24 protein-coding genes are annotated in these 22,396 nt (G+C 63.5%); 12 read left to right on the forward strand and 12 right to left on the reverse strand.

All coding sequences use genetic code 11. The features are described from left to right. Window positions 1–168 precede the first annotated feature (168 nt). Genes EOC94_RS07735 through EOC94_RS07750 form a run of 4 tightly spaced genes read left to right on the forward strand, consistent with a single transcriptional unit; the run spans window position 169 to window position 3,497 of the window. On the forward strand, window positions 169–1,077 hold the full coding sequence (locus EOC94_RS07735; protein WP_127289541.1) for an ABC transporter permease: 909 nt from the start codon (window positions 169–171) through the stop codon (window positions 1,075–1,077). A gap of 4 nt (window positions 1,078–1,081) precedes the next feature. Further along, on the forward strand, window positions 1,082–1,900 hold the full coding sequence (locus tag EOC94_RS07740; RefSeq protein ID WP_127289543.1) for an ABC transporter permease: 819 nt from the start codon (window positions 1,082–1,084) through the stop codon (window positions 1,898–1,900). A gap of 8 nt (window positions 1,901–1,908) precedes the next feature. After that, entirely contained in the window at window positions 1,909–2,655 is a 747-nt protein-coding gene (locus EOC94_RS07745) for an aspartate/glutamate racemase family protein (RefSeq protein WP_127289545.1), read from the forward strand. A gap of 5 nt (window positions 2,656–2,660) precedes the next feature. Continuing rightward, the gene (locus tag EOC94_RS07750) at window positions 2,661–3,497 is read left to right on the forward strand and encodes a GNAT family N-acetyltransferase (RefSeq protein ID WP_127289547.1); all 837 of its coding nucleotides are present in this window, start codon (window positions 2,661–2,663) and stop codon (window positions 3,495–3,497) included. A 166-nt stretch (window positions 3,498–3,663) separates the two neighbouring features. On the opposite strand, the gene EOC94_RS07755 is transcribed toward EOC94_RS07750, so the two are convergent. From EOC94_RS07755 to EOC94_RS07780, 6 genes are all read right to left on the reverse strand, one after another. Then, window positions 3,664–4,323, reverse strand: coding sequence for a GDSL-type esterase/lipase family protein (locus tag EOC94_RS07755; RefSeq protein WP_127289549.1), 660 nt, complete (start codon window positions 4,321–4,323; stop codon window positions 3,664–3,666). A gap of 366 nt (window positions 4,324–4,689) precedes the next feature. Beyond that, on the reverse strand, window positions 4,690–5,985 hold the full coding sequence (locus EOC94_RS07760; RefSeq protein ID WP_127289551.1) for an FAD-dependent oxidoreductase: 1,296 nt from the start codon (window positions 5,983–5,985) through the stop codon (window positions 4,690–4,692). Then, a complete protein-coding gene (locus tag EOC94_RS07765) occupies window positions 5,982–6,965 on the reverse strand; it encodes a branched-chain amino acid ABC transporter permease (protein WP_185928194.1) in 984 nt (327 codons plus the stop codon). Before EOC94_RS07765 ends, EOC94_RS07760 begins: the two co-directional genes overlap by 4 nt. Continuing rightward, window positions 6,962–7,870 carry a branched-chain amino acid ABC transporter permease gene (locus EOC94_RS07770; protein ID WP_095483800.1) on the reverse strand — a complete coding sequence of 303 codons (909 nt, stop codon included), beginning with the start codon at window positions 7,868–7,870 and terminating at the stop codon, window positions 6,962–6,964. Before EOC94_RS07770 ends, EOC94_RS07765 begins: the two co-directional genes overlap by 4 nt. Continuing rightward, on the reverse strand, window positions 7,867–8,634 hold the full coding sequence (locus EOC94_RS07775; RefSeq protein WP_127203639.1) for an ABC transporter ATP-binding protein: 768 nt from the start codon (window positions 8,632–8,634) through the stop codon (window positions 7,867–7,869). Before EOC94_RS07775 ends, EOC94_RS07770 begins: the two co-directional genes overlap by 4 nt. Further along, entirely contained in the window at window positions 8,631–9,431 is an 801-nt protein-coding gene (locus tag EOC94_RS07780) for an ABC transporter ATP-binding protein (protein ID WP_127203640.1), read from the reverse strand. Before EOC94_RS07780 ends, EOC94_RS07775 begins: the two co-directional genes overlap by 4 nt. A gap of 128 nt (window positions 9,432–9,559) precedes the next feature. On the opposite strand from EOC94_RS07780, the gene EOC94_RS07785 reads away from it, so the two are divergent. Genes EOC94_RS07785 through EOC94_RS07810 form a run of 6 tightly spaced genes read left to right on the forward strand, consistent with a single transcriptional unit; the run spans window position 9,560 to window position 13,941 of the window. Next, window positions 9,560–10,297, forward strand: coding sequence for a GntR family transcriptional regulator (locus EOC94_RS07785; protein ID WP_095483803.1), 738 nt, complete (start codon window positions 9,560–9,562; stop codon window positions 10,295–10,297). Then, window positions 10,294–10,779, forward strand: coding sequence for a DUF3830 family protein (locus EOC94_RS07790; RefSeq protein ID WP_127289555.1), 486 nt, complete (start codon window positions 10,294–10,296; stop codon window positions 10,777–10,779). Before EOC94_RS07785 ends, EOC94_RS07790 begins: the two co-directional genes overlap by 4 nt. Then, window positions 10,780–11,139: a TIGR04076 family protein gene (locus EOC94_RS07795; RefSeq protein ID WP_095483805.1), complete on the forward strand. Its 360-nt coding sequence runs from the start codon at window positions 10,780–10,782 to the stop codon at window positions 11,137–11,139. Beyond that, window positions 11,136–12,191 (forward strand): aldo/keto reductase, encoded by a 1,056-nt coding sequence (locus tag EOC94_RS07800; protein ID WP_127289557.1) that lies wholly within the window; start codon window positions 11,136–11,138, stop codon window positions 12,189–12,191. Before EOC94_RS07795 ends, EOC94_RS07800 begins: the two co-directional genes overlap by 4 nt. Before the next feature lie 8 nt (window positions 12,192–12,199). Further along, complete coding sequence (locus EOC94_RS07805; RefSeq protein WP_127289559.1) at window positions 12,200–12,628, forward strand: DUF4440 domain-containing protein; 429 nt, start codon at window positions 12,200–12,202, stop codon at window positions 12,626–12,628. A 53-nt stretch (window positions 12,629–12,681) separates the two neighbouring features. Further along, window positions 12,682–13,941 carry an ABC transporter substrate-binding protein gene (locus EOC94_RS07810; RefSeq protein ID WP_127289561.1) on the forward strand — a complete coding sequence of 420 codons (1,260 nt, stop codon included), beginning with the start codon at window positions 12,682–12,684 and terminating at the stop codon, window positions 13,939–13,941. A gap of 64 nt (window positions 13,942–14,005) precedes the next feature. Here the strand turns inward: EOC94_RS07810 and EOC94_RS07815 are convergent, their stop codons facing one another. Continuing rightward, window positions 14,006–14,545, reverse strand: coding sequence for an Lrp/AsnC family transcriptional regulator (locus EOC94_RS07815; protein ID WP_127203645.1), 540 nt, complete (start codon window positions 14,543–14,545; stop codon window positions 14,006–14,008). A gap of 48 nt (window positions 14,546–14,593) precedes the next feature. Here EOC94_RS07815 and EOC94_RS07820 point away from each other — a divergent pair, with 48 nt between their 5' ends. Together EOC94_RS07820 and EOC94_RS07825 are read left to right on the forward strand one after the other, a co-directional pair. Then, a complete protein-coding gene (locus EOC94_RS07820) occupies window positions 14,594–15,766 on the forward strand; it encodes an MFS transporter (RefSeq protein WP_095483809.1) in 1,173 nt (390 codons plus the stop codon). Between the two features lie 162 nt (window positions 15,767–15,928). Next, the gene (locus EOC94_RS07825; RefSeq protein ID WP_127203646.1) at window positions 15,929–16,354 is read left to right on the forward strand and encodes a GNAT family N-acetyltransferase; all 426 of its coding nucleotides are present in this window, start codon (window positions 15,929–15,931) and stop codon (window positions 16,352–16,354) included. A gap of 102 nt (window positions 16,355–16,456) precedes the next feature. Here the strand turns inward: EOC94_RS07825 and EOC94_RS07830 are convergent, their stop codons facing one another. The 5 genes from EOC94_RS07830 to EOC94_RS07850 all read right to left on the reverse strand — a co-directional run bounded on the left by EOC94_RS07830 (window position 16,457) and on the right by EOC94_RS07850 (window position 22,357). Then, a complete protein-coding gene (locus EOC94_RS07830) occupies window positions 16,457–17,572 on the reverse strand; it encodes an anhydro-N-acetylmuramic acid kinase (protein WP_127203647.1) in 1,116 nt (371 codons plus the stop codon). A 7-nt stretch (window positions 17,573–17,579) separates the two neighbouring features. After that, window positions 17,580–18,584 carry a serine hydrolase gene (locus EOC94_RS07835; protein WP_127203648.1) on the reverse strand — a complete coding sequence of 335 codons (1,005 nt, stop codon included), beginning with the start codon at window positions 18,582–18,584 and terminating at the stop codon, window positions 17,580–17,582. Between the two features lie 232 nt (window positions 18,585–18,816). Next, a complete protein-coding gene (locus EOC94_RS07840) occupies window positions 18,817–20,562 on the reverse strand; it encodes an ABC transporter ATP-binding protein (RefSeq protein ID WP_127289563.1) in 1,746 nt (581 codons plus the stop codon). Next, window positions 20,559–21,398, reverse strand: coding sequence for an ABC transporter permease (locus EOC94_RS07845; RefSeq protein WP_127203650.1), 840 nt, complete (start codon window positions 21,396–21,398; stop codon window positions 20,559–20,561). Before EOC94_RS07845 ends, EOC94_RS07840 begins: the two co-directional genes overlap by 4 nt. Further along, a complete protein-coding gene (locus tag EOC94_RS07850; RefSeq protein ID WP_126103425.1) occupies window positions 21,398–22,357 on the reverse strand; it encodes an ABC transporter permease in 960 nt (319 codons plus the stop codon). The genes EOC94_RS07845 and EOC94_RS07850 overlap by 1 nt, the downstream gene beginning before the upstream one ends. Between the last annotated feature and the right edge of the window lie 39 nt (window positions 22,358–22,396).

Raw genomic sequence — 22,396 nt, forward strand, 5'->3', positions numbered from 1 at the left:
CCGTCGCCGCTGCTTTCGCCAATCTCCAACTTCGCAAGAAGAGGCGCCAACAGCGAAGCTGCCAATCTCCCCCCAAGTGGGGGAGATGTCCGGCAGGACAGAGGGGGGCGCGAAGGATCACAGCTTGCCAGATTGTCGGCCCTCCTCATCGTCCCGAAGGGTTTCCGGATGACCGTGGCTCTCGACCAGCCTATAGCCGCCGCCAAACCCGCCAGACGCCGTCGGCTCTCGATCAGCGCCGTCGTCCCCTACCTCCAGGCGACGCCGCTAGCCCTGATCCTCGGCGCGTTCCTCCTGCTGCCGATCCTGATGATCGCCGTGGTCTCCTTCTGGGACTATGATTTCGCGGCGATGTATCCGGATTTCCTGACCACCAACTACGCCGACACGCTCGGCTCGTGGGTCACCTGGAAAACCTATCTGAACACGCTGAAATATGCCGCCATCGTCTGGGCGCTGACGCTGTTGATCGGCTTCTGGGTCGCCTATTTCCTCGCCTTCCATATCAGGACCACGGCCATGCAGATGGTGCTGTTCCTTGTCTGCACGGTGCCGTTCCTGACCTCCAACATCATCCGCATGATCTCGTGGATTCCGGTGCTTGGCCGCAATGGCCTGGTCAACTCGACGCTGGTGCAGATGGGACTGATCCCGAAACCGATCGAATGGCTGCTCTATTCCGAATTCGCCGTGGTGCTGGCCATGGTGCATCTTTACACGCTGTTCATGGTGACGCCGATCTTCAACACGCTGATGCGCATCGACAAGTCGCTGATCGAGGCCGCGCGCGACGCCGGCGCGTCCGGCTGGCAGGTGTTGTGGAACGTCATCATCCCGCTTGCCAAGCCCGGCATGGCGATCGGCACCATCTTCGTCGTCACGCTGGTGATGGCCGACTTTTCGACGGTTCAGGTAATGTCCGGCGGGCAGAGCGCCTCCGTCGCGCTGATGATGAAGAACCAGATGTCGCTGCTGCAATATCCGGCGGCTGCCGCCAACGCGGTCGTGCTCCTGGTGCTGGTGCTGCTGATGGTCGCCGGCATCCTGCGCATCGTCGACATCCGCAAGGAGCTGTGAAGCATTGAGCCACGAGAAGCGCACCTTCGAATTCTACGTGCTGGCGGCCTTCTTCGCCCTTTTCGTGCTGTTTCTCTACGGCCCGCTTTCGGCGATTCTCATTCTTTCGTTTCAGGGCGAGAATGGCGGGCTGACCTTTCCGCTGAACGGCGTTTCGCTGCACTGGTTCGCCAATCTGTTCGAGCGCCAGGCGGTCGGCGATTTCGGCGGCAGCTTCAAACGCTCCTTCATCCTTGGCCTGATGGTGATGATCGTGACCGTCGGCGTGTCGCTGCTTGCCGGCCTTGCCTTCCGCCAAAAATTTCGCGGCGCCACCGCATTGTTCTATCTGGCAGTCGCCAGCTTGGTCGTGCCGTCGATCATCATTAGCCTCGGCATTGGCGTCGTCTTCCAGCAGATCGGCTTCCGCCCCGCCTGGTACACGTCTGCCTTTGGCGCACATCTGACATGGACCCTGCCTTTCGGCGTGCTGATCATGTTCGCCGTCTTCAACCGGTTCTCGCCGGCCTATGAGGAAGCCGCGCGGGACTTGGGCGCGACCTCCTGGCAGACCTTCGCGCATGTCGTCCTGCCGATGATCGCGCCCAGCCTGATCGGTGTCGGCCTGTTCGGCTTCACCCTGTCCTATGACGAGTTCGCCCGCACGCTGATGACCTCGGGCACCTTCAACACGCTGCCGCTCGAAATCTACGGCATGACGACAAATGTGACGACGCCGGTGCTCTATGCGCTGGGCACGGTGACATCAGTATTTTCCTTCCTGGTGATCCTGCTGACGCTCGGCGCAATCGTCTATGTCGGCCGTCGCCGGGCACGTATTTGAGAACCGCAGTGCAGATCCTCGTTGTCAATCCAAACACCACCGCCAGCATGACCGAAACCATTGCAGCGGCGGCGCGGCTCGTGGCCGGCGCCGGCACGGAAATTGTCGCTGCCACCTCGTCGATGGGTCCGGTTTCGATCGAAGGCTATTATGACGAGGCGCTTGCCGTGCCCGGCCTGCTGGTCGAGATCGCCGCTGGCGAGCGCTCGGGCGCGCAGGCTGCGATCGTCGCCTGTTTCGACGACACCGGCCTCGATGCCGCGCGCGCCATGGCCAACATTCCGGTCATCGGTATCTGCGAGGCTGCGCTCAGCACGGCCTCGTTCATCGCCCAGCGCTTCACCGTCGTCACCACGACCGAGCGCTCGCGCGTGCCGGTCGAAGGGCTGGTGCAGCGCTATGGCATGGCGGGGCGGGCACGCGTGCGCGCCGCCGACATTCCGGTTCTTGCGCTCGATGACCCGGCATCGGACGCGATCCTGAAACTGCGGGGCGAGATCGCGCGCGCACTCGAGGAGGACCGCGCCGAGGCTATTGTGCTCGGCTGTGCCGGCATGGCCGATCTCGCCGCCGATCTGCAGCGGCAATTCGGCGTTCCGGTCATCGACGGCGTCGGCGCCGCTGTCAAGCAGGCCGAGGCCTTGATTGCGCTTGGCCTGTCGACATCCAAGCGAGGCGCCTATGCAAACCCATTGGCAAAGCCTTATCGTGGCGCCTTGAAATCCTTCGCCCCCGGTATAGTTGCCGCCGAGTGATCGCAATGTCCCGAACGATCAGAACGCTCGCACTTGAAGACGTGGAAACGCTTGTCGACTGGGCGGCAGCGGAGGGCTGGAATCCCGGCGTCGGCGATGCCGTGGCGTTCCACGCGGCGGATCCAGAAGGCTTCATTGGCGCCTTCGTCGATGGCGAGATGGTGGCCGGTATTTCGGCCGTGGCCTATGGCGACGATTTCGGCTTCATCGGCCTCTACATCTGTCGGCCGGACAGGCGCGGAGAGGGCCATGGCAAGGCGGTCTGGGATGCCGGCATGGCGCGGCTCGGCAGCCGCACGATCGGCCTCGATGGTGTCGTTGAACAGCAGGCCAACTACCGCAGCATGGGCTTTGCGCCGGTCTACCGGACGATCCGGTTCGTCGGAGCGCCGAATGTTCCGGCAGGCACCGACAGTGACATCCGTGCCATAGGCCCTGACCTCATAGCGGATATATTGGGCTACGACGGCCGGTTCTTCTCCGCTCCCAGACGGTCATTCCTGGAACACTGGCTGCGCCCGCCGCACATGGCGCTTGCGATCGTCAGGGATGGTGCGATCGAGGGATACGGCGTCGCGCGCCAATGCCGGGACGGTCACAAGATCGGCCCGCTCTTTGCCGACAGCCTGGGCGCGGCAAGCCGTCTCTTCGCCGCACTCACCAATGCTTCCGGACCCGGAAATATCCATCTAGACGTTCCCGAGACCAGCGGGGACTTTGCAGCTTTGCTGTCGTCCGCCGGCCTTCAGCCGGGCTTCGAAACCGCTCGAATGTACAAGGGAAAAGCGCCGCAGCTCACGCAGTCCGGGGTCTTTGCGATAACGACCTTGGAACTTGGTTGAGGCGGTGGAAGTCGACGTCGTTGTAGTGCAGCGCGCAAAATCAGTTGGCACCTCCGCGCAACTTCACTTGGCACTAACTCGCGCGCTTTCTACGGCCGTTAACGGTGCCTTAAAAGCCCAACGTCACAGGTCAAACACTCCTGTTGGGGAGATCCGTGACTTTTGTTTATCGTTCCGCTGAAACCGCAGCCATCATCGGCCGGAGCTGGTTCTCCCAAACCCGATAGCCGGCGCCGTTGAGGTGGATCCCGTCAGTCGTGAGGTCCGGTCGTAGGCTGCCATCTCGGGAGAGAGGCACGTTAAGATCCACGAAACGGCAGTTTGCAGCCTTTGAGCACAGGGCGATGAGCGCACTGTTCAATCGCTTTATCGCGGCGTTGTGGACCTCGCTGTTCGTGAGCAACGTCGACTGGACGACTATGCTCTCCACATCCGCCAACCGATTGATGATCTTGCCGTAGGATGCAGCCACGTCGTCGGGGCTGGTTGACCTGCGAATATCGTTGATCCCGAGCATGATGAAAACCAGCCGGGGCTGCGCTGCCGTAATCTGGTCGAGCCTCAGGAGCGCGCTACCGACGCGTTCGCCAGATATGCCGCGATTGATAATCGACAGTTTGGGAAACATCTCCTGCCAATGGCCACTCGCAGTGAGAGAATCGCCAAACATCACGATGTCGGCATGTCCTTTGAATTGACGGAATTCGTCGACTTTGGCTTGCCACGCAGCGTTTTCGAACCGCGTAGCAAGGGCCGTCACCAACAGAATCGACAGTATTGCGCCAAAGATCAGCGCTGCCGATGGATGGATGAAGCACTTAGGCATCTCGCGGCTCGCACACACGGATCAGATATTTTAAGGAATCGGGCGCCATGGCCAACCCGTCATTGCCAAGTTTTGCTCTCATTCTTGGCGAGGCGTTCGGCAACTGCTCATCGATCTCTTTCAAGCGTTGCTCTGGATTAGCAAGAATGGTTTTGTCGAAGGCCAGTTTTCAGGTCTCCTCCGACACGACGAACCTACTCCAGACGCCTTCCTTTGCACGAATAGCTCTTTGCCGTAGTCGCCCTCGCTGCCGAAGTATGGCGGGTCTAGGAGAAAGGGCCGAGTGCGGCAGAGCTATCCAATCTTGCGCGTTGCATAATGCATGTCGTTGTCCCAAAACCGCTGCGCACTTTTGGGCGACATACACTAGCCTGCCTCGTCCAGCCGGTCGCGCAGCATGCTTAGGGGAAGCAGCATGTTTGGCGCATGCCGCATCAGGCTATGGAACGGGATCGGCGACGGCGGCGCAAACGGCAGCGGCAAGTCCTGCTTCGCGCCATCAGCCCAATCCGCAAGCACCTTGCCCATGCTCGTCGTCATGGCGATGCCGCGTCCGTTGCAGGCAAAGCTCGCGATCAGGCCGGGTCCGAGATCGACGAGGCGCGGCAGGAAGTCGGGCTCCACGGCAGCCATTCCGGACCAGCTATATTCAAGCGGCGGGATCTCCGGGAGGTCGAGATGCTTTGCCAGCCGCCGCCAGATCGCTTGCGGCACCCGCGCTTCGGCGCCCGGACCAAAACTATGCATGCCGCCGGTTATCAGCCTGTTTTCGGCGTCGAAGCGGAAGGTGAAAAGATTGCGCCTGGTGTCGCCGACGCCTTGCCCGCCGGGAAGCAGGCGAGTGCGATATTCGCGCGGCAGCGGAGCCGTCGCGATCTGGAAGATTTTCAGCGGGAAATATGTTCGCTCCAGCGTGCGGTTTAGCGGCCCGCCATAGGCGTTGGTGGCAATCAGCACCTTTCTGGCGCGTACCGAGCCCGACGCCGTCTTCAAGACCCAGCCATCCCCTGTGCGATCGATCGACGTGACACGCGTATGCTCGAAGAGGCGCGCGCCGGCGTTTTCCGCCGCATCGGCCAGTCCGCGCGCATATTCGACCGGATTGAGGACGCCGCCCGAACGGTCCATCCAGCCGCCGACATAACCGCGAACGCCGGTCAGCTCTTCGACCGCCCGCCTGTCCAGCGCAACAGTCGGTCTTCCGCGCCTTGCCCATTGCTCGGTGCGCGATCTGGTTTTTTCGAGAGCAGCCTGCGAATGGGCTGGCTGTATCCATCCGTTCTGGACTGCATCGCATTCGATGCCGTGCCGCTTGATCAGGTCGAAGACGAGGTCGGCGCTGCCGGCCGCGAAATCGACAAGGCGTTCGCCGCGTTCGGGTCCGATCTGGGCAATGATATCGTCTGGGTCCCTTTTCGCGAAATTCGGCACCACGAAGCCGGCATTCCTGCCGGTCGCACCCCAGGCGATGATTTCCGCTTCGAGGACGGCGACCGAGATGCCTTTCCCGGCGCTGTGCAGCGCGGTGGAAAGGCCCGAAAACCCGCCGCCGACAATTGCCAGATCGACATCGAGTGCGCCTTCGAGCGCGGGCCGATCACGGCGATTGCGGCCGACGGCGTGCCAGAGGGAAAGGCCGCGGAGACCGGCAACGTCGGTCATGACTTGGCAATGCTCTCGCCCGGAGCCTCTTTTGCACGCTTGCCGAACTTTGCACGCCGCGGCCTGTCGCCAAACAGGCCGTTCGGCCTGACCAGAAGGATGACGCACAGCATCACGCCGATGGCGACGATCTGCAGCGAGGCGGCGCGCGCCTGCTGTTCCGGCGAGAACAAGACGCTGGTCAAGGCTCCCGATCCGGCCCATATCGCCCAGACCAGGATGCTGCCGACGACGGCGCCTGTGTTGCTGCCCGAGCCGCCGACGATCAGCATCACCCAGACCTGGAAAGTCAGTGCCGGCAAATAATTGTCCGGCGCGATGAAGCCGGTGAAATGCGCCTGCAGCGCGCCGGCCAGCGCCATGATGGCGCCGCCGACGGCAAAGGCCTGGACACGGTAGAAACGCGCGCTTTTGCCAAGCGATATCGCGGCCCGCTCATCCTCGCGAAGCGCCTTCAACACGCGCCCCCACGGGCTGCGCGACAGATGCTCCAGCGCGAGATAGACGATCAGTGTCACCATCGAGACGACGGCAAGGTTCGACAGGTTGAACAGCAAAGGCGTTTCGGCGAGGCCGCCGAAAGGACGCGGAATGAAGCCGATGCCGAACGGGCCGCCGGTCAGTTTTTGGGCGTTAAGCGCCACCAGTTGCACGACGACGGCGACGCCGAAGGTGGTGATCGCCAGATAGTCCGATCTCAGGCGCAGCGTGGCGATGCCGGTGAGAGCAGCAGCGACGCCGCCCACCAGCATTGCGCCGAGCCAGCCGACAAGGATCGGCAGGCCGAAGCCGCCGAGCCGCGCGGCATCGTCGGGCGTGGTCAGCAGCGCCGACGTGTAGGCGCCGATGGCGACGAAGCCGGCGACCCCGACATTGAAAAGCCCGGTCAGACCCCATTGCAGGTTGAGCCCGAGCGTGACGAGCGACAAGATCAGCGCGGTGGTCAGGAAGAAAGCGCCGTAGCCGAGCAGATCCATCAGCGTTCTCTCACTCCGAAAAGGCCGATGGGCCGCACGAACAGCACGGTCATCAGGATGATGAAGGAGACGGCCGCCCGCCATTCGGCGCCGATCAACTGCACTGCGCCGGCTTCGGCGAGACCAATGATCAAGCCGCCGAGAACGGCGCCAGGCACGCTGCCGATGCCGCCGAGGATGGCGGCCGCGAACATCGGCAGCAGCATGTCGAAACCCATGAATGGGCGGATCTGGATGAGAATGCCGATCATGACGCCGGCGACGCAGGCTAGCGCCCCGCCGACGATCCAGGTGACGCGCACGACCTTGGCGACGTCGATGCCGACAATGCGGGCCAATGCCGCGTTCTGGCTCAGTGCCTGCATCGAGCGGCCGGTCTGGGTGCGGGTCATCAGGAGATGCACGCCGAGCACCAGAACGGCGGTCAGAAGCAGCAGCGCGATCTGGTCGGGGGTGATGCGAATGCCGAAGCCGACCGGCATGGCGATCTGGATGGCCCGGCTGAAATAGGTCGGACGCGAGGTGAAGATAAATTCGAGCAGGCTTCTCAGCGCCATCGAGGCGCCGAAGCTCGCCATCACCACGATGATTGCCTGGCCCTTGGCCCGCAGCCGCGCGAAAAGCATCAGGTCGAGCAGCAACGCCAGCAGGCCGGTGATCGCCATGCCGATCACCACCGCGGCGATCAACGGCCAGCCGAAGGAGAGCGGAGCGATCGGCGCGATCTTGCCGAACATCGCGCCGATGGCGCCGACGGCGGCGAGCGTCGCATAGGCGCCCCAGGCCATGAAGTCGCCATGCGCGAAGTTCGAGAAGCGCAAGATCGAATAGGTGAGCGTCACGCCGATGGCGCCGAGGCCGATCATCGAACCTGCCAGCAGTCCGTCGACGACAAATTGCAGGTTCATGCCGCGCTTCCTTTGCCGGAGTGCCGGTCTCTTTCAGCATCGAGGCGGCGCTGGCCAAGATAGAGCTCGGCGACGACCGGATCGTTCCAGAGTTCGGAGGCGACGCCCTCGTGCCGGTCCTTGCCCTCGACCAGCACATAGGCGCGGTCGCCGATGGCAAGCGCTGCCTTGGCGTTCTGTTCGACCAGCAGAATAGTGACGCCGGATATGCGTATACCGGCCAGCATCTCGAACACCATCGCCACGAATTTCGGCGACAGGCCGGCCGACGGCTCGTCGAGCACCAGCACCTTGGGATGGACGATCAATGCCCGGGCGACGGCCAGCATCTGCCGCTGTCCGCCCGAAAGGTTGCCGGCGACGGTCTTGCGCTGACGGGCGAGATCGGGGAAGGCCGCATACATTTCCCCGATGCGGGCAGGGATCTCGCGCGGCTTCAGGATGCCGCAGGCGACCTTCAGATTGTCCTCGACCGACATTAGCGGGAAGATGTTTTCGGTCTGCGGCACGAAGGCGAGGCCGAGGCGGACCATGGTGTGGGCGGGTGCGGCGGTGATGTCGCTGCCGTCCAGCAGCACCGTGCCGCCGGTGATCGGGACAAGGCCGGCGATCGCCTTGATCAAGGTCGATTTGCCGGCGCCGTTGGGGCCGAGAACGACGACGATCTCGCCCTTGTCGACGGTGATCGAGGCGCCGCGCACGATCGGAACGCCTGGCTCGTAGCCGGCTTCGAGGTTGCGGACATCGAGAACCGTTTGGCTCATGCCGCGCCTCCGAGATAGGCCTCGATGACGCGCGGATCGCGCGCCACCTCGTCCGGGCTGCCTTCGCACAGAAGCTGGCCGCTCGCCATGACCAGCACGCGGTGGCAGAGCCGCGTCACCATGTCGATATTGTGCTCGATCAGCAGGAAGGTGATGCCGCCTCTGTTGATGTCGCGAATGCGGTCGATGATGACTTCGAGCAGCGTCGCGTTGACGCCGGCCGCCGGTTCGTCGAGCAGGATGATCGCCGGGTTGGCCATCATGACGCGGGCGAGCTCGAGCAGCTTGCGCTGGCCGCCGGAAAGCACGCGCGCCGGTTCATGTGCGAGGCGGGCAAGCGTGACGAGCTCGAGCAATTCGATGGCTCTCGCCTCGGCAGCCCTTTCCTCAGTGGCGACCCGCCGTGGCGTCAGGAAATTGGCGAGCAGCCGTTCTCCGGCCTGTCCCTGCGCGGCCAGCATGACGTTTTCGATCAGCGTCAGGTTGGGCAGCGGCCGGGGGATCTGGAACGTGCGGCCGAGTCCGCGGCCGATGCGGCGATGCGCTGCTTCCCCCGACACCAGTGTGCCGTTGAGAAGGATCTCGCCGCTGGTCGGCAGGATGCTGCCGGCCAGCAGGTCGAACATCGTCGTCTTGCCGGCGCCGTTCGGGCCGATGAGGCCGAGTATCTCACACGGCTGGACCTCAAACGAGACATTGTTGACCGCGACGAGACCGCCGAAGCGCTTGACGACGTTCCTGGCCGTCAGAACCGGCGTGCGGGTCTCCGCCCGCTGTTGTGCGGTTGTGTCACTCATGGAACCCTCTGGCCGAAAGCGATCGTCGCCGCCTTCTGGTTTTGATTTGTGATCACACTTGCTTTGATCACGCTATTCGGCTTTAATTTCTTCCGCAAGCCGAAAACGGCCAAAGACCGGGACTGCCCATGCAGAAGGCCGCCATCGAACGGAACAACGAAACGATCGCAGCCCAGCTTACGCCGGTCGGCCGCGAGACCGTGCAGGATCGCGTCTATTCGGAGCTGCGTCGCGCCTTGATCGGCGGCCTTTTCGAGCCGAGCCAGGTTTTGACCATCCGCGGCCTCGCCGACGCGCTGGTCACCAGCACCATGCCGGTGCGCGAGGCGCTCGGACGTCTGATCACAGAGAAGGCGCTGGAAGCGCTTCCCAACCGCTCCGTGCGCGTGCCGCCGATCACGCTGGAGCGGATCGACGATCTCTTGCGCGCCCGTTCCCTGATCGAGGGCGAAGCCATCGCGCTGGCCGCCACGCGCATGAACCCGCGCCAGATTGCTTCGGTCGAGGCCATGCTCGGCGAGTGGGACGAGATGCGGGCGCTGAAACACAAGAAGGATATCGACCGCGAGGCGACGCTCAACCAGAGCTTCCATTTCGAGATCTACCGCTGCTGCGGTTCCGCCGTGCTGATCCCGATGATCGAGAGCCTTTGGCTGCAATCAGGACCCTGCATCCGCGTTGCTATCTATGCCTTTTCCGACGCCGGCGAGGTCGACACCGCCCACTACCATCGCAGCATCGTCGCAGCGCTTGCGAGGCAGGATGCGCAAGCGGCGCGCGAGGCGCTGGTGGCCGACATCAGCCGGCCTTTCGCCTTCCTGCGCGACAAGCTGCAATCCGCAAGCAAAGAAGGATTGAGGGCATGACGACGCCCGCCATCTGGATCACCGAGGAACGCTCAAAGCTTTCCGTGACGGCGTTGCTGTTGCCTGAAAAGGCGCCCGACAATGCTGCCTTCCTGCTGGCCTATCTCGAGCAGCCGCGCGTCGTTGCCGGCATCCATGCGATGTGGACGGGGCCGGAGATCTCCTGCCCGGTTCCATCAGCGGATCTTGAGGGCCCCTATGCCAGGCCCCTGCCGGCGGAGAATGCAACGCTGACGCCGCAGCCGGGCGACATCGTGCTATCCTACGTGCCGCCCCGCATGTGGGGCGGCAGTCCGAATGCGATTTTCGACATCGGCTTGTTTTACGGACAGGGCGCGCGCCTGCTGTTCCCGATCGGCTGGCTTGCCGGAAGCGTGGTGGCGCAGGTGCGTCCCGAGGAGCGCGACCGCTTCGCCGCCGCCTGCGGCGTGATCCGCCGCAACGGCGCCTGCGACATCACCTTCACTCGTGTGGAGATATGAATGGCTGAGGACGACGACAGTTTCGAACTCTTCGATCTTCGTGTCGAGGCGGTCATTCCTGAGGGCAAGCCGATCTATTGCGGTGCCAAGGCGGGTGACTATTTCGAGCTCAAGGGCGAGATGCTGTCGATGCCGGCGGGGCAGGGTTTTTCGATCTATTCGATATCAGCCGTGTTGCCGCTGCTCGCGGCTAAACAGCGCCCAACCCACAAGAACGACTGGATGACCTCGGACGCCGAGATCGCCTGTCCCGATCCCAATTGCGCCAGTCGGCTCAGGATCGTCAGGACGGGCAAGCGGCGGTTCAGCCATGCCGAAACCACGGCGGTGCCGCTGCCGAAGGAGAATGACCAGAGATGACCGAAAAGTCCTTCGAGCTCAGCCCCGGCTATACGATCTCGCGCGTCATCCGCGGCGGTTGGCAGCTTGCCGGCGGGCACGGCGCGATCGACCGCCAACAGGCGGTGAGCGACCTGATCGCCACTTTCGATGCCGGCATCAGGACCTATGATTGCGCCGATATCTATACCGGTGTCGAGGAGCTGATCGGCGCGGCGCGGCTGCGGCTCGCCAATGAGCGCGGTCTCGACGCCGCCGCCAAAATGAAGGTTCACACCAAGCTGGTGCCTGACCTGGAAAGGCTTGCAAACATCAGCCGCGACTATATCAGGGGCATCGTCGACCAGTCGCTGCGGCGGCTGAAGACGGAGCGGCTCGATCTCGTGCAGTTCCACTGGTGGGATTATGCGCTGCCCGGCTATGTCGACGCGATGGGCTGGCTCAATGACCTTCGCCTGGAAGGCAAGGTGCGCAATGTCGGCACCACCAATTTCGATACGCCGCATTTGGCCACGATCCTGGCCGCCGGGGTGCCGCTGGTCAGTCAGCAACTGCAATACTCCGTGCTCGACCAGCGGCCGGCCAACAGCCTCGCGGCACTCGCCAAGCAAAACGGCGTCAGTTTCCTCTGCTATGGTTCGGTGGCAGGCGGCTTCCTGAGCGAAAAATGGCTTGATGCTGCCGAGCCGCAGACGCCCCTCGAAAACCGGTCGCTGGTCAAATACAAGCTGATCATCGACGACTTCGGTGGCTGGGAGCTTTTCCAGGAGTTGCTTCGCACATTGAAGGCCGTCGCCGACCGCCATGGCGTCGACATCGCCACCATCGCCAGTGCCTGGGTGCTGGAGCAGCCGCAAGTGGCGGCCGTCATCGTCGGCGCCCGCAACCAGGCGCACGCCCTTGCCAATGCTAGGATTATGGACGTGGTGCTCGACGCCGACGACCGGGCGCGGATCGCCGCCGTGATCGCGCAAAGCCGTGGGCCATTAGGTGACGTCTACACGCTGGAACGGGACCGCCACGGCCGCCACGGCTCGATCATGCACTACAATTTGAACGCAGGCCGGATATGAGCGCCGCCATGGACGAGAAGTCCTCTCTGCTTTCCCGCGCGAGCGCCGAGGTCGTCGATCTCCACCGCTTCTTCGTCGACTGGTTCGTTGCAGGGAGGGCGGACAGGGCAGATTTCAGCCGCTTCGAACGCGTCATGAACGAAAGTTTCTGCATGGTTGCACCGGACGGCCAGATTCTCGATCGTGACGCGGTGCTCGACCACGTCAGGACAAGCCGCGCTACCTGCCATGGCGATTTCACTATTTCGATCGAGGACATCCGGGCCGGCTGGCAGGCCGACGACGCGATCGTCGTCTGCTACGTCGAAACGCAGCAGCGCGCCGGCAAGCACAGCCGCCGTCGCTCGAGTGCCGTTTTCACCACCAGTTCATCGGCGCCCAATGGCGTTGAATGGCGACATCTGCATGAAACCTGGATGCAGATGCCGGAAGACTGAACAGGCTCAAGACATGAATTGAATCAGTGTCGTGTAACGAAAGGGGAACAACAATGACAAAGACGCTACTTCAGATCACCACCGCGCTGGCTCTGCTGACAGCCGCCGGAGCAGCGCAAGCCTCCGATTGCAAGATCACGGTCGGCCTCGTCATGGAACTGACCGGCCCGGCCGGCGAATACGGCCAGGCCGGCGCCAAGTCGGTCGAAATGGCCTTCCGCGATATCAATGACGCCGGCGGCGTGCGCGGTTGCGACCTCGCCACCGACACGCGCGACAGCCAGAGCCAGGGCAACATCGCGGTCGACGCCGCGACCCAGCTCGTGCAGGTCAAGAAGGTGCCGGTGATCATCGGCGGCATCATCTCCTCGGTGTCGATTCCGATCCTGACCTCTGTCACCGCTCCGGCCAAGATCGTCCAGGTCTCGCCGGCTTCCTCGTCACCGACGCTGACGGCGCTCGGGCGCGACGGCAAGACCAACGGCATCTTCTTCCGCACCATCACCTCGGATGCGCTGCAGGGCGTCGCCGCGGCCAAATATGCCATCGACAAGGGCTTCAAGAAGCTGTCGGTCATCCACGTCAACAACGACTTCGGCGTCAACATGGTGGCGGAGTTCTCGCGCGCCTATAAGGCGCTCGGCGGCACCATCGTCTCCGACACGCCTTACAATGAAAAGCAGTCGAGCTATGCGTCCGAAGTCACGGCGGCAATGGCCGGCGAGCCCGACGGGCTTTATCTCGTCAGCACGCCTGTCGATGGCGCGACCATCGCCCGTACCTGGATCTCGCAGGGCGGTGTCCAGAAATTCCTGCTCAATGACGGCATGAACAGCCCGGACTTCATCGAATCCGTCGGCGCCGATTATTTGAATGACGCTTATGGCACTTCCTCGGGCACCAGCCCGACCGCATCGACCGAGTATTTCACCAAGAACTACAAGGAATTTTCGGGCATCGAACCGTCGAACCCGGCGGCCGACCGGTCCTATGATGCCGGCGCCATCGTCGGATTGGCAATCGCCATTGCCGGGTCCGAGGATCCGGCCAAGATCAAGGACGCGATGTACAAGGCGGTCGATCCGGCCGGCACGCCGATCTATGCCGGCAAGGACGAGTTCGCCAAGGCGCTCGGCCTGATCAAGGATGGCAAGCCGATCCGCTACGAAGGCGTCATCGGCCCGGTCGCCTTCGACAAATACGGCGACATCACCGGCCCGTTCCGCCTCTGGAAGATCGTCGACGGCAAGGTGACGACCGATGGCGAAATGACGACGGATGACGTCAACGCCCTGCAGGCGAAGCTTCAGTAAGGCACCTCTTGTCCGGCATCATTTCATCGATGTTGATGCCGGACATCGTATTTGCGCGCTTCGGCTAGTAGAGCGGCTTGGCCATATGCCGGGGCGTCGGCCATTCGGTCGTGATCCCGGGCTGCACCGGCCGCTCCAGATAGGTCGATAGAACCACGTAGCTTCGCGTCGAGGTGACGCCGGGCGTTTCGTAAAGACGCGACAGCAGGCCTTCGAGCGCCCGCGTGTCCTCGGTGCGGACCTTGATCAGCATGCAGGTGTCTCCGGCCACCGAATGAATCTCCTCGACTTCGGGATGCTCGGAAATCGCCATCAGTTCTGGGGTCTTTCCCCAGCCCTTGGTGTCGATGTGCACGAAAGCAAGCAACGGCTTGCGCACCGCCTTGGGATCGATGATCGCCGCGGTGTTACGGATGGCGCCGCTGCGCCGAAGCCGCTTCACCCGTTCGTGGGCTGCCGGCGGCGACAGGCCGACGCGATCGCCGAGCTCGGCATAGCTGATCGTGGCGTCGTCGACCAGAACGCCTAATATTTTTCGGTCGGTTGCGTCGACATCGCGGGCAGCAGGCCTGTTCTGCGGAATGCCATCTGTTTCTTCATCCATAATGAAATTCCTTATTGATACAGAATTTAATACGGCCACTATCGCCGTATGTCGAACAGTGATCAAGTCGCAACGTTGACGGCAAGGCCGCCTATCCCGGCGCTCGCTTATCTGCTCACTGGATGTATCGCCGTGATCGGCTCCAACTCGCTGGTTCTCGGTCCGATAGCACCGGCGGTGGCCGCGTCGTTTGCGACAAGCGTGCCGGCCGTCATGATCGCGTCCGCTGCGTTCGGCCTCGGAACATCCGCAAGCGCCTTGTTCCTGGCGCGCTATATCGATCGGCTTGGCGCTCGCCGCATGCTGCAAGGGGCCTTGCTGCTGCTGGCGATAGCGCTTCTCGCCAGCGCCGCCGCGCCGACGGTGACGGCGCTGGTTGCGGCCCAGCTTCTCGCCGGCATCGCCGCCGGTATCGCCATGCCGGCAATCTATGCCAGCGCCGCAGCGATCGCGCCACTTGGCCGCGAAAGCGGGACGATCGGCGTCGTGCTGACCGGATGGACGCTGAGCATGGTGGCCGGCGTTTCGCTATCGGCGGTGCTTGCCGATCTGCTGCATTGGCGCGCCGTTTTTGCGGCGGTCGCGGTCCTTGCGGCGCTCGCGTTGACCGGCCTTACGCTGACGTCGCTGAGCGACGTCAGGAAGAGCGGTCCGGCGCCGACACCGCTCGGCGCTTTGGCCGTTCCCGGCATAGTGCCGCTTCTGGTGGCCTGCGGCGCCTTCATGACCGCCTTTTACGGTGTCTATGGCTATCTCGGCGATCACCTTCACAATGGATTGGGACGGCCGGTCAGCGCCAATGGGCTGGCCGCGCTCGCCTATGGCGCCGGCTTCGGCACAGCGGCACTTCTTGACGGCGTGATCGATCGCATTGGAGCGCGCCGCGTCATGCCGTTCGCCTATCTTCTGGTCGCGATCGTCTATGTCGCGCTTGCCGCGTCAAGCAGTAGTTTTCATCTGACCATCGCGATGGTGGCGGTCTGGGGCCTTGCCAATCATTTCGGGCTGAACGTCCTGGTGATGCGCCTTTCGGCGCTCGATCCGGCGCGGCGCGGCACGATCATGGGTTTGAACAGCGCGGTGACCTATCTCGCGGTGTTTGTCGGCACCACGGCCTTCGGACCGCTTTATTCCAGCTTTGGCTTTGCGGCATCGGCCGTGGTCGCAGCGTTGCTCATGCTGGTTGCCGCTTCGGCGGCGGCGTGGCATTCGCCGCGGTAGTCGCGGACCATCGCAAGTCGCCGGTTTAAGCCACGCGGCGGCAAGCGGCAGAGCTTGCGCCTCCCTCCTGTCCTTCGATAAATGCAAATGAAAGTGCCACAGTCCGGAAGGACGCGCGGCCCTGTATACGGATATCCGGCTGCGAGCCCGTCTGGACATGGGATGAACACGACGCTTGAAACCACCGCAGACCCTTCGCCGAAAGAGCTCGCTTTTCTCGGGGAGCGGCTCAGCGCGTTCAACGACAGCGATGTCGGTCCGGCCAACAGGAAGGCGCTCGCGGTGTTCGTGCGCAATGAGCATGGCGCCGTTGTCGCCGGTATCTCGGGATACACCGCCTGGGGCTGGCTCTATGTGCAATGGCTCTGGGTTGATGAGCGCCTGCGCGGCCAGCACATGGCCGGCAATATGCTGGATTCGGCCGAACAGGAAGCCGTCGCGCGCGGCTGTCACGGCGCCTTGATCGACACGTTCAATCCGAAAGCGGCCAAGGCCTATGAGCGTCAGGGATACCGGCCTTTCGGCGTGCTTCCCGATTTTCCCGTCGGCCGCAGCCGCGTCTTCCTGCAGAAGAAATTGTTGGCTTAATTAGAGCAATTCCAGGAAAAGTGTGAAACGGTTTTCCGTCCGGAATTGCGCAAAAACAAAGAGATAGAGCGGTTCGGCGTTTCCGTGAAACGATGAACCGCTCTAGCCGGCAAGGCGCCCGCCGCGCATCGGCTGTGGCACACCGGTGGTGGTCGGGAAGCTGATCGGCAGGCCCCTGAGCATGCGAACCGCAAGGAAGGCAAAGCACTCCGCCTCCACTGCGTCGCCCTTCCAGCCGAGCGCCTCCGCCGGCACGGCTTCGACGCCGGCGCGGCTGGCAAGCATGGCCATGATCGTCGGATTGTGGCGGCCGCCACCGCTGACCACCAGCCGCGTCGGCCGGCGCGGCAGAAGGTCGAGTGCCTTGCCGACGGCTGCGGCCGTGAATGCCGTCAGAAGTGCTGCGCCATCCTCAGCGTTCATCCCGTCCGCCATGGCCGCGCCGAAATCGAACCGGTCCAGCGATTTTGGATAGGGCTTGGCCAGATAGGGATGCTGCAACAGCTTGACCAGCCGGGCTTCGTCGACGGTGCCCGCGCGGGCCAATGCGCCGTCGCGGTCCATCTCACCCAAACCTTTCGACTTGATGAAATCGTTCAGCGGCGCGTTGGCAGGCCCGGTGTCGAAAGCGACGACATTGTCCTTGCCGTCCCACCAGGTGATGTTGGCAACGCCGCCGAGATTGAGCACAGCCGTGTCGCCGCTGGTATCGGCATCGCGCAAAAGCGCCGCGTGATAGGCGGCGGACAGCGGCGCGCCTTGCCCGCCGGCGCGCATGTCGGCCGAGCGGAAGTCATAGGCCACCTTGGTACCCAGAATGGCATGCATCAAAGCGCCATCGCCGAGCTGGCGGGTCTGGCCGAGCCGGCCGACTTGCGGCGCGCGATGCAGCACCGTCTGGCCATGGAAGCCGACGATCCCAATATCGGCCATCGTCAGACCGTAGCTTTCGACCAGGTCCTTGACCGCCGCGGACTGGGCGCGCGTCAGCGCCTCTTCGGCCTCGCGAAAAATCGCCGGTTCCGGTCCGGTGAAATTCCACACCCTGGCCTGATCTAGCGTCTCCTCCAGCAGGGTCCGGATCGACCTGGGGTAGGGCGCCAGCGTGTAGGTGCCGAAATCCGCGATCCGCTCGCCGTCGGTCTTGATCAGCGCAACATCGATATTGCCGTCAAGGACGGTGCCGGTCATCAGACCGACGGCCCAGATTGGTTCCATAACTATCCTAGGCTCCGTTGACGAGATCGCCGATCGATTGGCGAAGCGCTGCGATCCCGCTGTTGAAATGACGTGTCGGATGGATCCGGTTGGTGAGCAAGGTCCATGCCTTGCCTTTGTCGAAGTCGATCCACAGGCCGGTGCCGGTAAAGCCGGTATGCCCGATCGTCCCAGGGCTGCACAGCCGGCCGCCGGACCAGCCTTCATAGGGTCGCTCCCAGCCATGGGTGCGCGTCGGAGAGAGCGGCATGCGCATCAGCGCGATCGAACGCTCGGATGCGCCGGTCCCGTCCAGCAACCCTTGTGCAAAGTCGAGGATAGACGCCGCCGTTCCGAACAGCCCGGCATGACCCGCACCTTGCAGCGCCGAGCAATTGTCGTCGTGGACCTCGCCGCAGAGCACGCGATGACGCCAGGTGCAGTCTTCCGTAGCCGCCGAGGCATCCGGCTCGGCGGAGAACGCAAAGCCCGGGCCGGGGTCCATGTCGCCGATGGCCTTTCCCGACACGCGCTCCAGGGCAAAGCCGAGCAGGATGAAGTTGATATCGGAATAGACCGGTTCCCCGGCCTGCCATTCGCGCTGCAGGACGAAGGCGCGCAACAGCTCGGGGTCGCGCCCGTAGGTGTAGATTGGCGCGACGGCGGGAAACTGTGTCTGATGACCGAGGCACTGGCGAAACGTCACCTTCCGCTCCCAGGCCTTTTCATCATACTGGCGAATATCTGATAGAACCGAGATCAGCGGTGCATCGAGATCGATGACGCCGTCTTCGGCCAGCGCCAGGATGCGCGGCGTGGTGAAGATGATTTTGGTCAACGAGGCGAGATCGAACCAGGTTTCGACATGCATCGGCCGCACCTTCGGCACGATTTGAGCCGAGCCGATTGCCCGGACGAAGCGGTCGCCATGCCGATCGACCATGCCGAGCACGCCGCCGGGAATGCGTGAGGCAGCCACCGCCGCTTCGAGAGGGGCGAAGGCGCGGTCGAAGAAGTGGGCGAGGTCGGTCAATGCCAGCCTCCGCTCGAAACTTGGCGCTTTACGACACCCCCCTCTGTCCTGCCGGACATCTCCCCCTCAAGGGGGGAGATTGGCAGTTTTGGCGCCGCCGTCCATTTCTTTCCGCGTTGAAAATTGGCGAAACCGAAGGCGATATCCAATCTCCCCCCTTGAGGGGGAGATGTCCGGCAGGACAGAGGGGGGTGCTGTCCCGCTGCGTCTGGATAATTTTGGGCGACATGCATCACGCTTCCACCCTCGCTCTGTGATCCGGCCCGAACTCATCCCACCTCGCCGGCTCCGGTTCAAATCCCAGCGGCCGCACAAGCGAGGGGACCTGGCGCGTGTCCAGTTCGAAATGCTCGCGCCGCCGGTCGATGGTGGGAACCGCCGCAATGAGCTTCTTCGTGTAGGAATGCTTCGGCTCCGACAACACCGATGTGGCGTCGCCGATCTCGACGATCTGGCCGGCATAGATGACCGCGATGCGGTGGGCGATCCGCTCGACGACAGCCATGTCATGCGAAATGAACAGATAGGCCAGCCCGAACTCGCGCTGCAGGTCGACCAACAGCTCCAGAACCCTGGCCTGCACCGAGACATCGAGCGCGGAGACCGCTTCGTCCAGGACGACGACGGAAGGATTGAGCATCAGCGCGCGGGCGATGCACAGTCTTTGCCGTTGGCCGCCCGAGAATTCGTGCGGGTATCGTTCAAGACTACTTTCCGGCAGGCCGACGCGCTTCAGCAGCGCGGCCATTTTCTCCCGCGTCTGCGCGTTCACACGGCCGGTGGCGATCACCGGTTCCGCCAGAATGCTGGCGATGCTGAGCCTGGGATTGAGCGAAGCGTAGGGGTTCTGGAACACCATCTGCACTGGCAGGGCGCTCTGCTCGGCGGCAGCCTTCCGCGCGCCGGCCGAGAATGTGCCGCGCGTCGACCGCACAAGCCCCAGGATCGCGCGCGCGGTGGTGGATTTGCCGGAGCCGCTCTCGCCGACGATGGCCAGTGTCTCGCCGGGCATCAGGTCGAAATCGACGCCGTCGACCGCATGCACGGCGCCGCTGGCGCGGCCGAAGAAACCTGATTTGACCGGAAACCGCACCACCAGGCCGTCGACCTTCAGCGCGGGTTCGGTGCCTTTGTCCTGTTCGCGTCGCCCGTCCGAGCGCGTCGCGCGACCGCTGGCGAAATGCGGCACGGCGTGCAGCAGATGCTGCGTGTAGGGGTGCTGCGGATGGTTGAGTATCTGGTTCAACTCGCCCTGCTCGACGGCCTCGCCGCCCTGCATCACCATGATCTTGTCGGCGATGCCGGCGACCAGGCCGATGTCGTGCGTGATGAAGATCATCGACATGCCGGTTTCCCGCTTGAGCTCGGCGAGCAGCGCCATGATCTGCGCCTGCACCGTCACGTCAAGCGCCGTCGTCGGCTCGTCAGCTATGAGCAGGCGCGGATTGCAGGCGAGCGCCATGGCGATCATCACGCGCTGCAGCATCCCGCCCGACAGCTGGTTCGGCGTGTATTCCAGCCGCCGCGCCGCATCCGGAATGCGCACGCGATCGAGCGCATCCTTCGCCGCTGCCGTAGCCTGCCGGCCGGTCAGGCCGCGATGCAGGCGAAACGATTCCTCGATCTGCGTGCCGATGGTCAGCACCGGATTGAGCGAGGTCATCGGCTCCTGGAAAATCATGCCGATCTCGGCGCCGCGGATATTTGTCAGTTGCGGCTCGGTCGCCGTCAACAGGTCGAAGACGCTGTTGTCGGCCCGTCTCAGCTTGATCGAGCCGCCGGTGATGCGGCCGCCGCCATAGTCGACGAGACGGTTGATCGACAGAGCGGTGACCGACTTGCCCGAGCCGCTTTCGCCGACAATTGCCAGTGTCTCGCCGTCGGCGAGGTCGAAACTGACGCCGCGAACGACCTCATTGGCTTGCGGCTTGCGGCCGAAGCCGACGTGCAGGTCGGTGACGGACAGAAGCGGGATCACGCGATCGACCTCCGCATCTTCGGATCGAGGATATCGCGCAAGGCATCGCCAAGCAGGTTGAAGCCCAGGATGCTGACCATGATGGCGAGCCCCGGGAAGATCATCAGCCAGGGGGCTGTTTCCATGAGGTTGCGGCTGTCGCTCAGCATCAGTCCGAGCGACGCGGCGGGCGGCTGTGTGCCAAGGCCGAGGAAGCTCAAGCCGGCCTCCGTCAACAATGCCCAGGCCAGCGCCAGGGTAACCTGGACGGTCAACGGCGCCACCAGGTTGAGCAGCAGATGCCGGGTCAGGATGTAGCTTGAGCTGGAGCCGAAAGTGCGCGCGGCGTCGACGAATTCACGCGCCTTGAGCGACAGCGCAGGGCCGCGCACGACGCGCGTGAAAATCGGCGTGTAGACGATGGCGATGGCAACGATGCTGGTCCATGTTCCCGGCCCTGCAACCGTGACGATCAGCAGCGCCAGAAGGATCGCCGGGAACGCCAGCAGCACGTCCATGATGCGCATCAGCAGGCCGTCCCAGCGGCGTCCGAACCACGCTGCCGCCAGCCCGAGAACGGTGCCGGCGAGCGTTGCGAAAGCGACCGAGAAGAACGCCACCGTGAAGGATTGGCCGATCCCGGTCATTAGCCGGCTTGCCACATCGCGGCCGAACAGGTCCGTGCCCATCCAGTAGGCGCTGTCGGGCGCATGCAGCCGGTCGACGCGATACTGCATCAGCGGATTGTGCGGCGTCAGTCCCAGCATTCCGAGGATCGCAAGCAGCAGATAGAGCGCGACGATCGCGCCGCCGATCCGGCCGCTGGTATGCGCGAAGATGGCGCGCAGAATACGCATCAGCGCTCCCCCAGCCGGATGCGCGGATCGAGCGCGACATAGGCGAGGTCGACCAGGAGGTTGACGATCATGAAGTTGAAGGCGATGAACAGGACGCTTCCCTGCACCAGCGCATAGTCGCGCTGCAGGATCGCATCCAGGACCATGCGTCCGAGACCCGGCAGCGCGTAGATCTGCTCGACGATGACGGCGCCGCCCAGGAGGTAGCCGAACTCGATGCCGCTCAGCGTGACGACTGGGATCAGCGCATTCGGCAGGGCGTGGCGCCAGATGACGCTGCGGTTGGAGGCGCCCTTGCTGCGGGCCGTCCTGACATAGTCGTCGCTCAGCACGTCGAGCATGGCCGACCGCGAAATGCGGGTTACCGAGGCCGCGAAGGCAAATCCAAGCGTCACCGCGGGCAGCAGCAGCTGGCCCAGATTGCGCAGCGGATCCTGCCACAGGGGCGAAAACGCGCCCATTGCCGGCAGCACGCCAAAGCCGGCGGACAGAGTGTAGATGATCAGTAGGGCAAGAACGAAATTCGGCGTCGACTGACCGATCATCGCGACCACGCGCACGCCGAGATCCGATAGCTTCTCATTGTGCGTGGCGGCGAAAACCCCCGCCGGCATGCCGACCGCAAGCGCGATGATCATCGCCAGCAGCGCGAGTTCGAGCGTAAGCGGGAAGCGCTCAAGGATAACGTCGAGGACCGGCTTGCCATAGGTGACCGAGATGCCCAGATTGCCGTGCAAGAGACCGAGCAGCCAGCGCCAGTACTGGATGAACCAGGGCTGGTCGATGCCGAAATAGGCTGCAAGCGCATCACGCTGCGCGGGCGTAAGGAGGCCGGCTTCGGTCCCCAGCATCGCCGTGATCGAGTCGCCCGGAACCATCCGGATCGCCACGAAAACGAGAACGGAGACGCCAATCAGGACGAGAGGAAACGTCGCCAGCCGTCGCATCAGATAGTTCACGCGAAGAATACCTCTCGGGCGATAGGTCCGAAGCCGGAA

It is taken from the genome of Mesorhizobium sp. M6A.T.Ce.TU.016.01.1.1, from assembly GCF_003997065.1.
Taxonomy (GTDB): domain Bacteria; phylum Pseudomonadota; class Alphaproteobacteria; order Rhizobiales; family Rhizobiaceae; genus Mesorhizobium; species Mesorhizobium mediterraneum.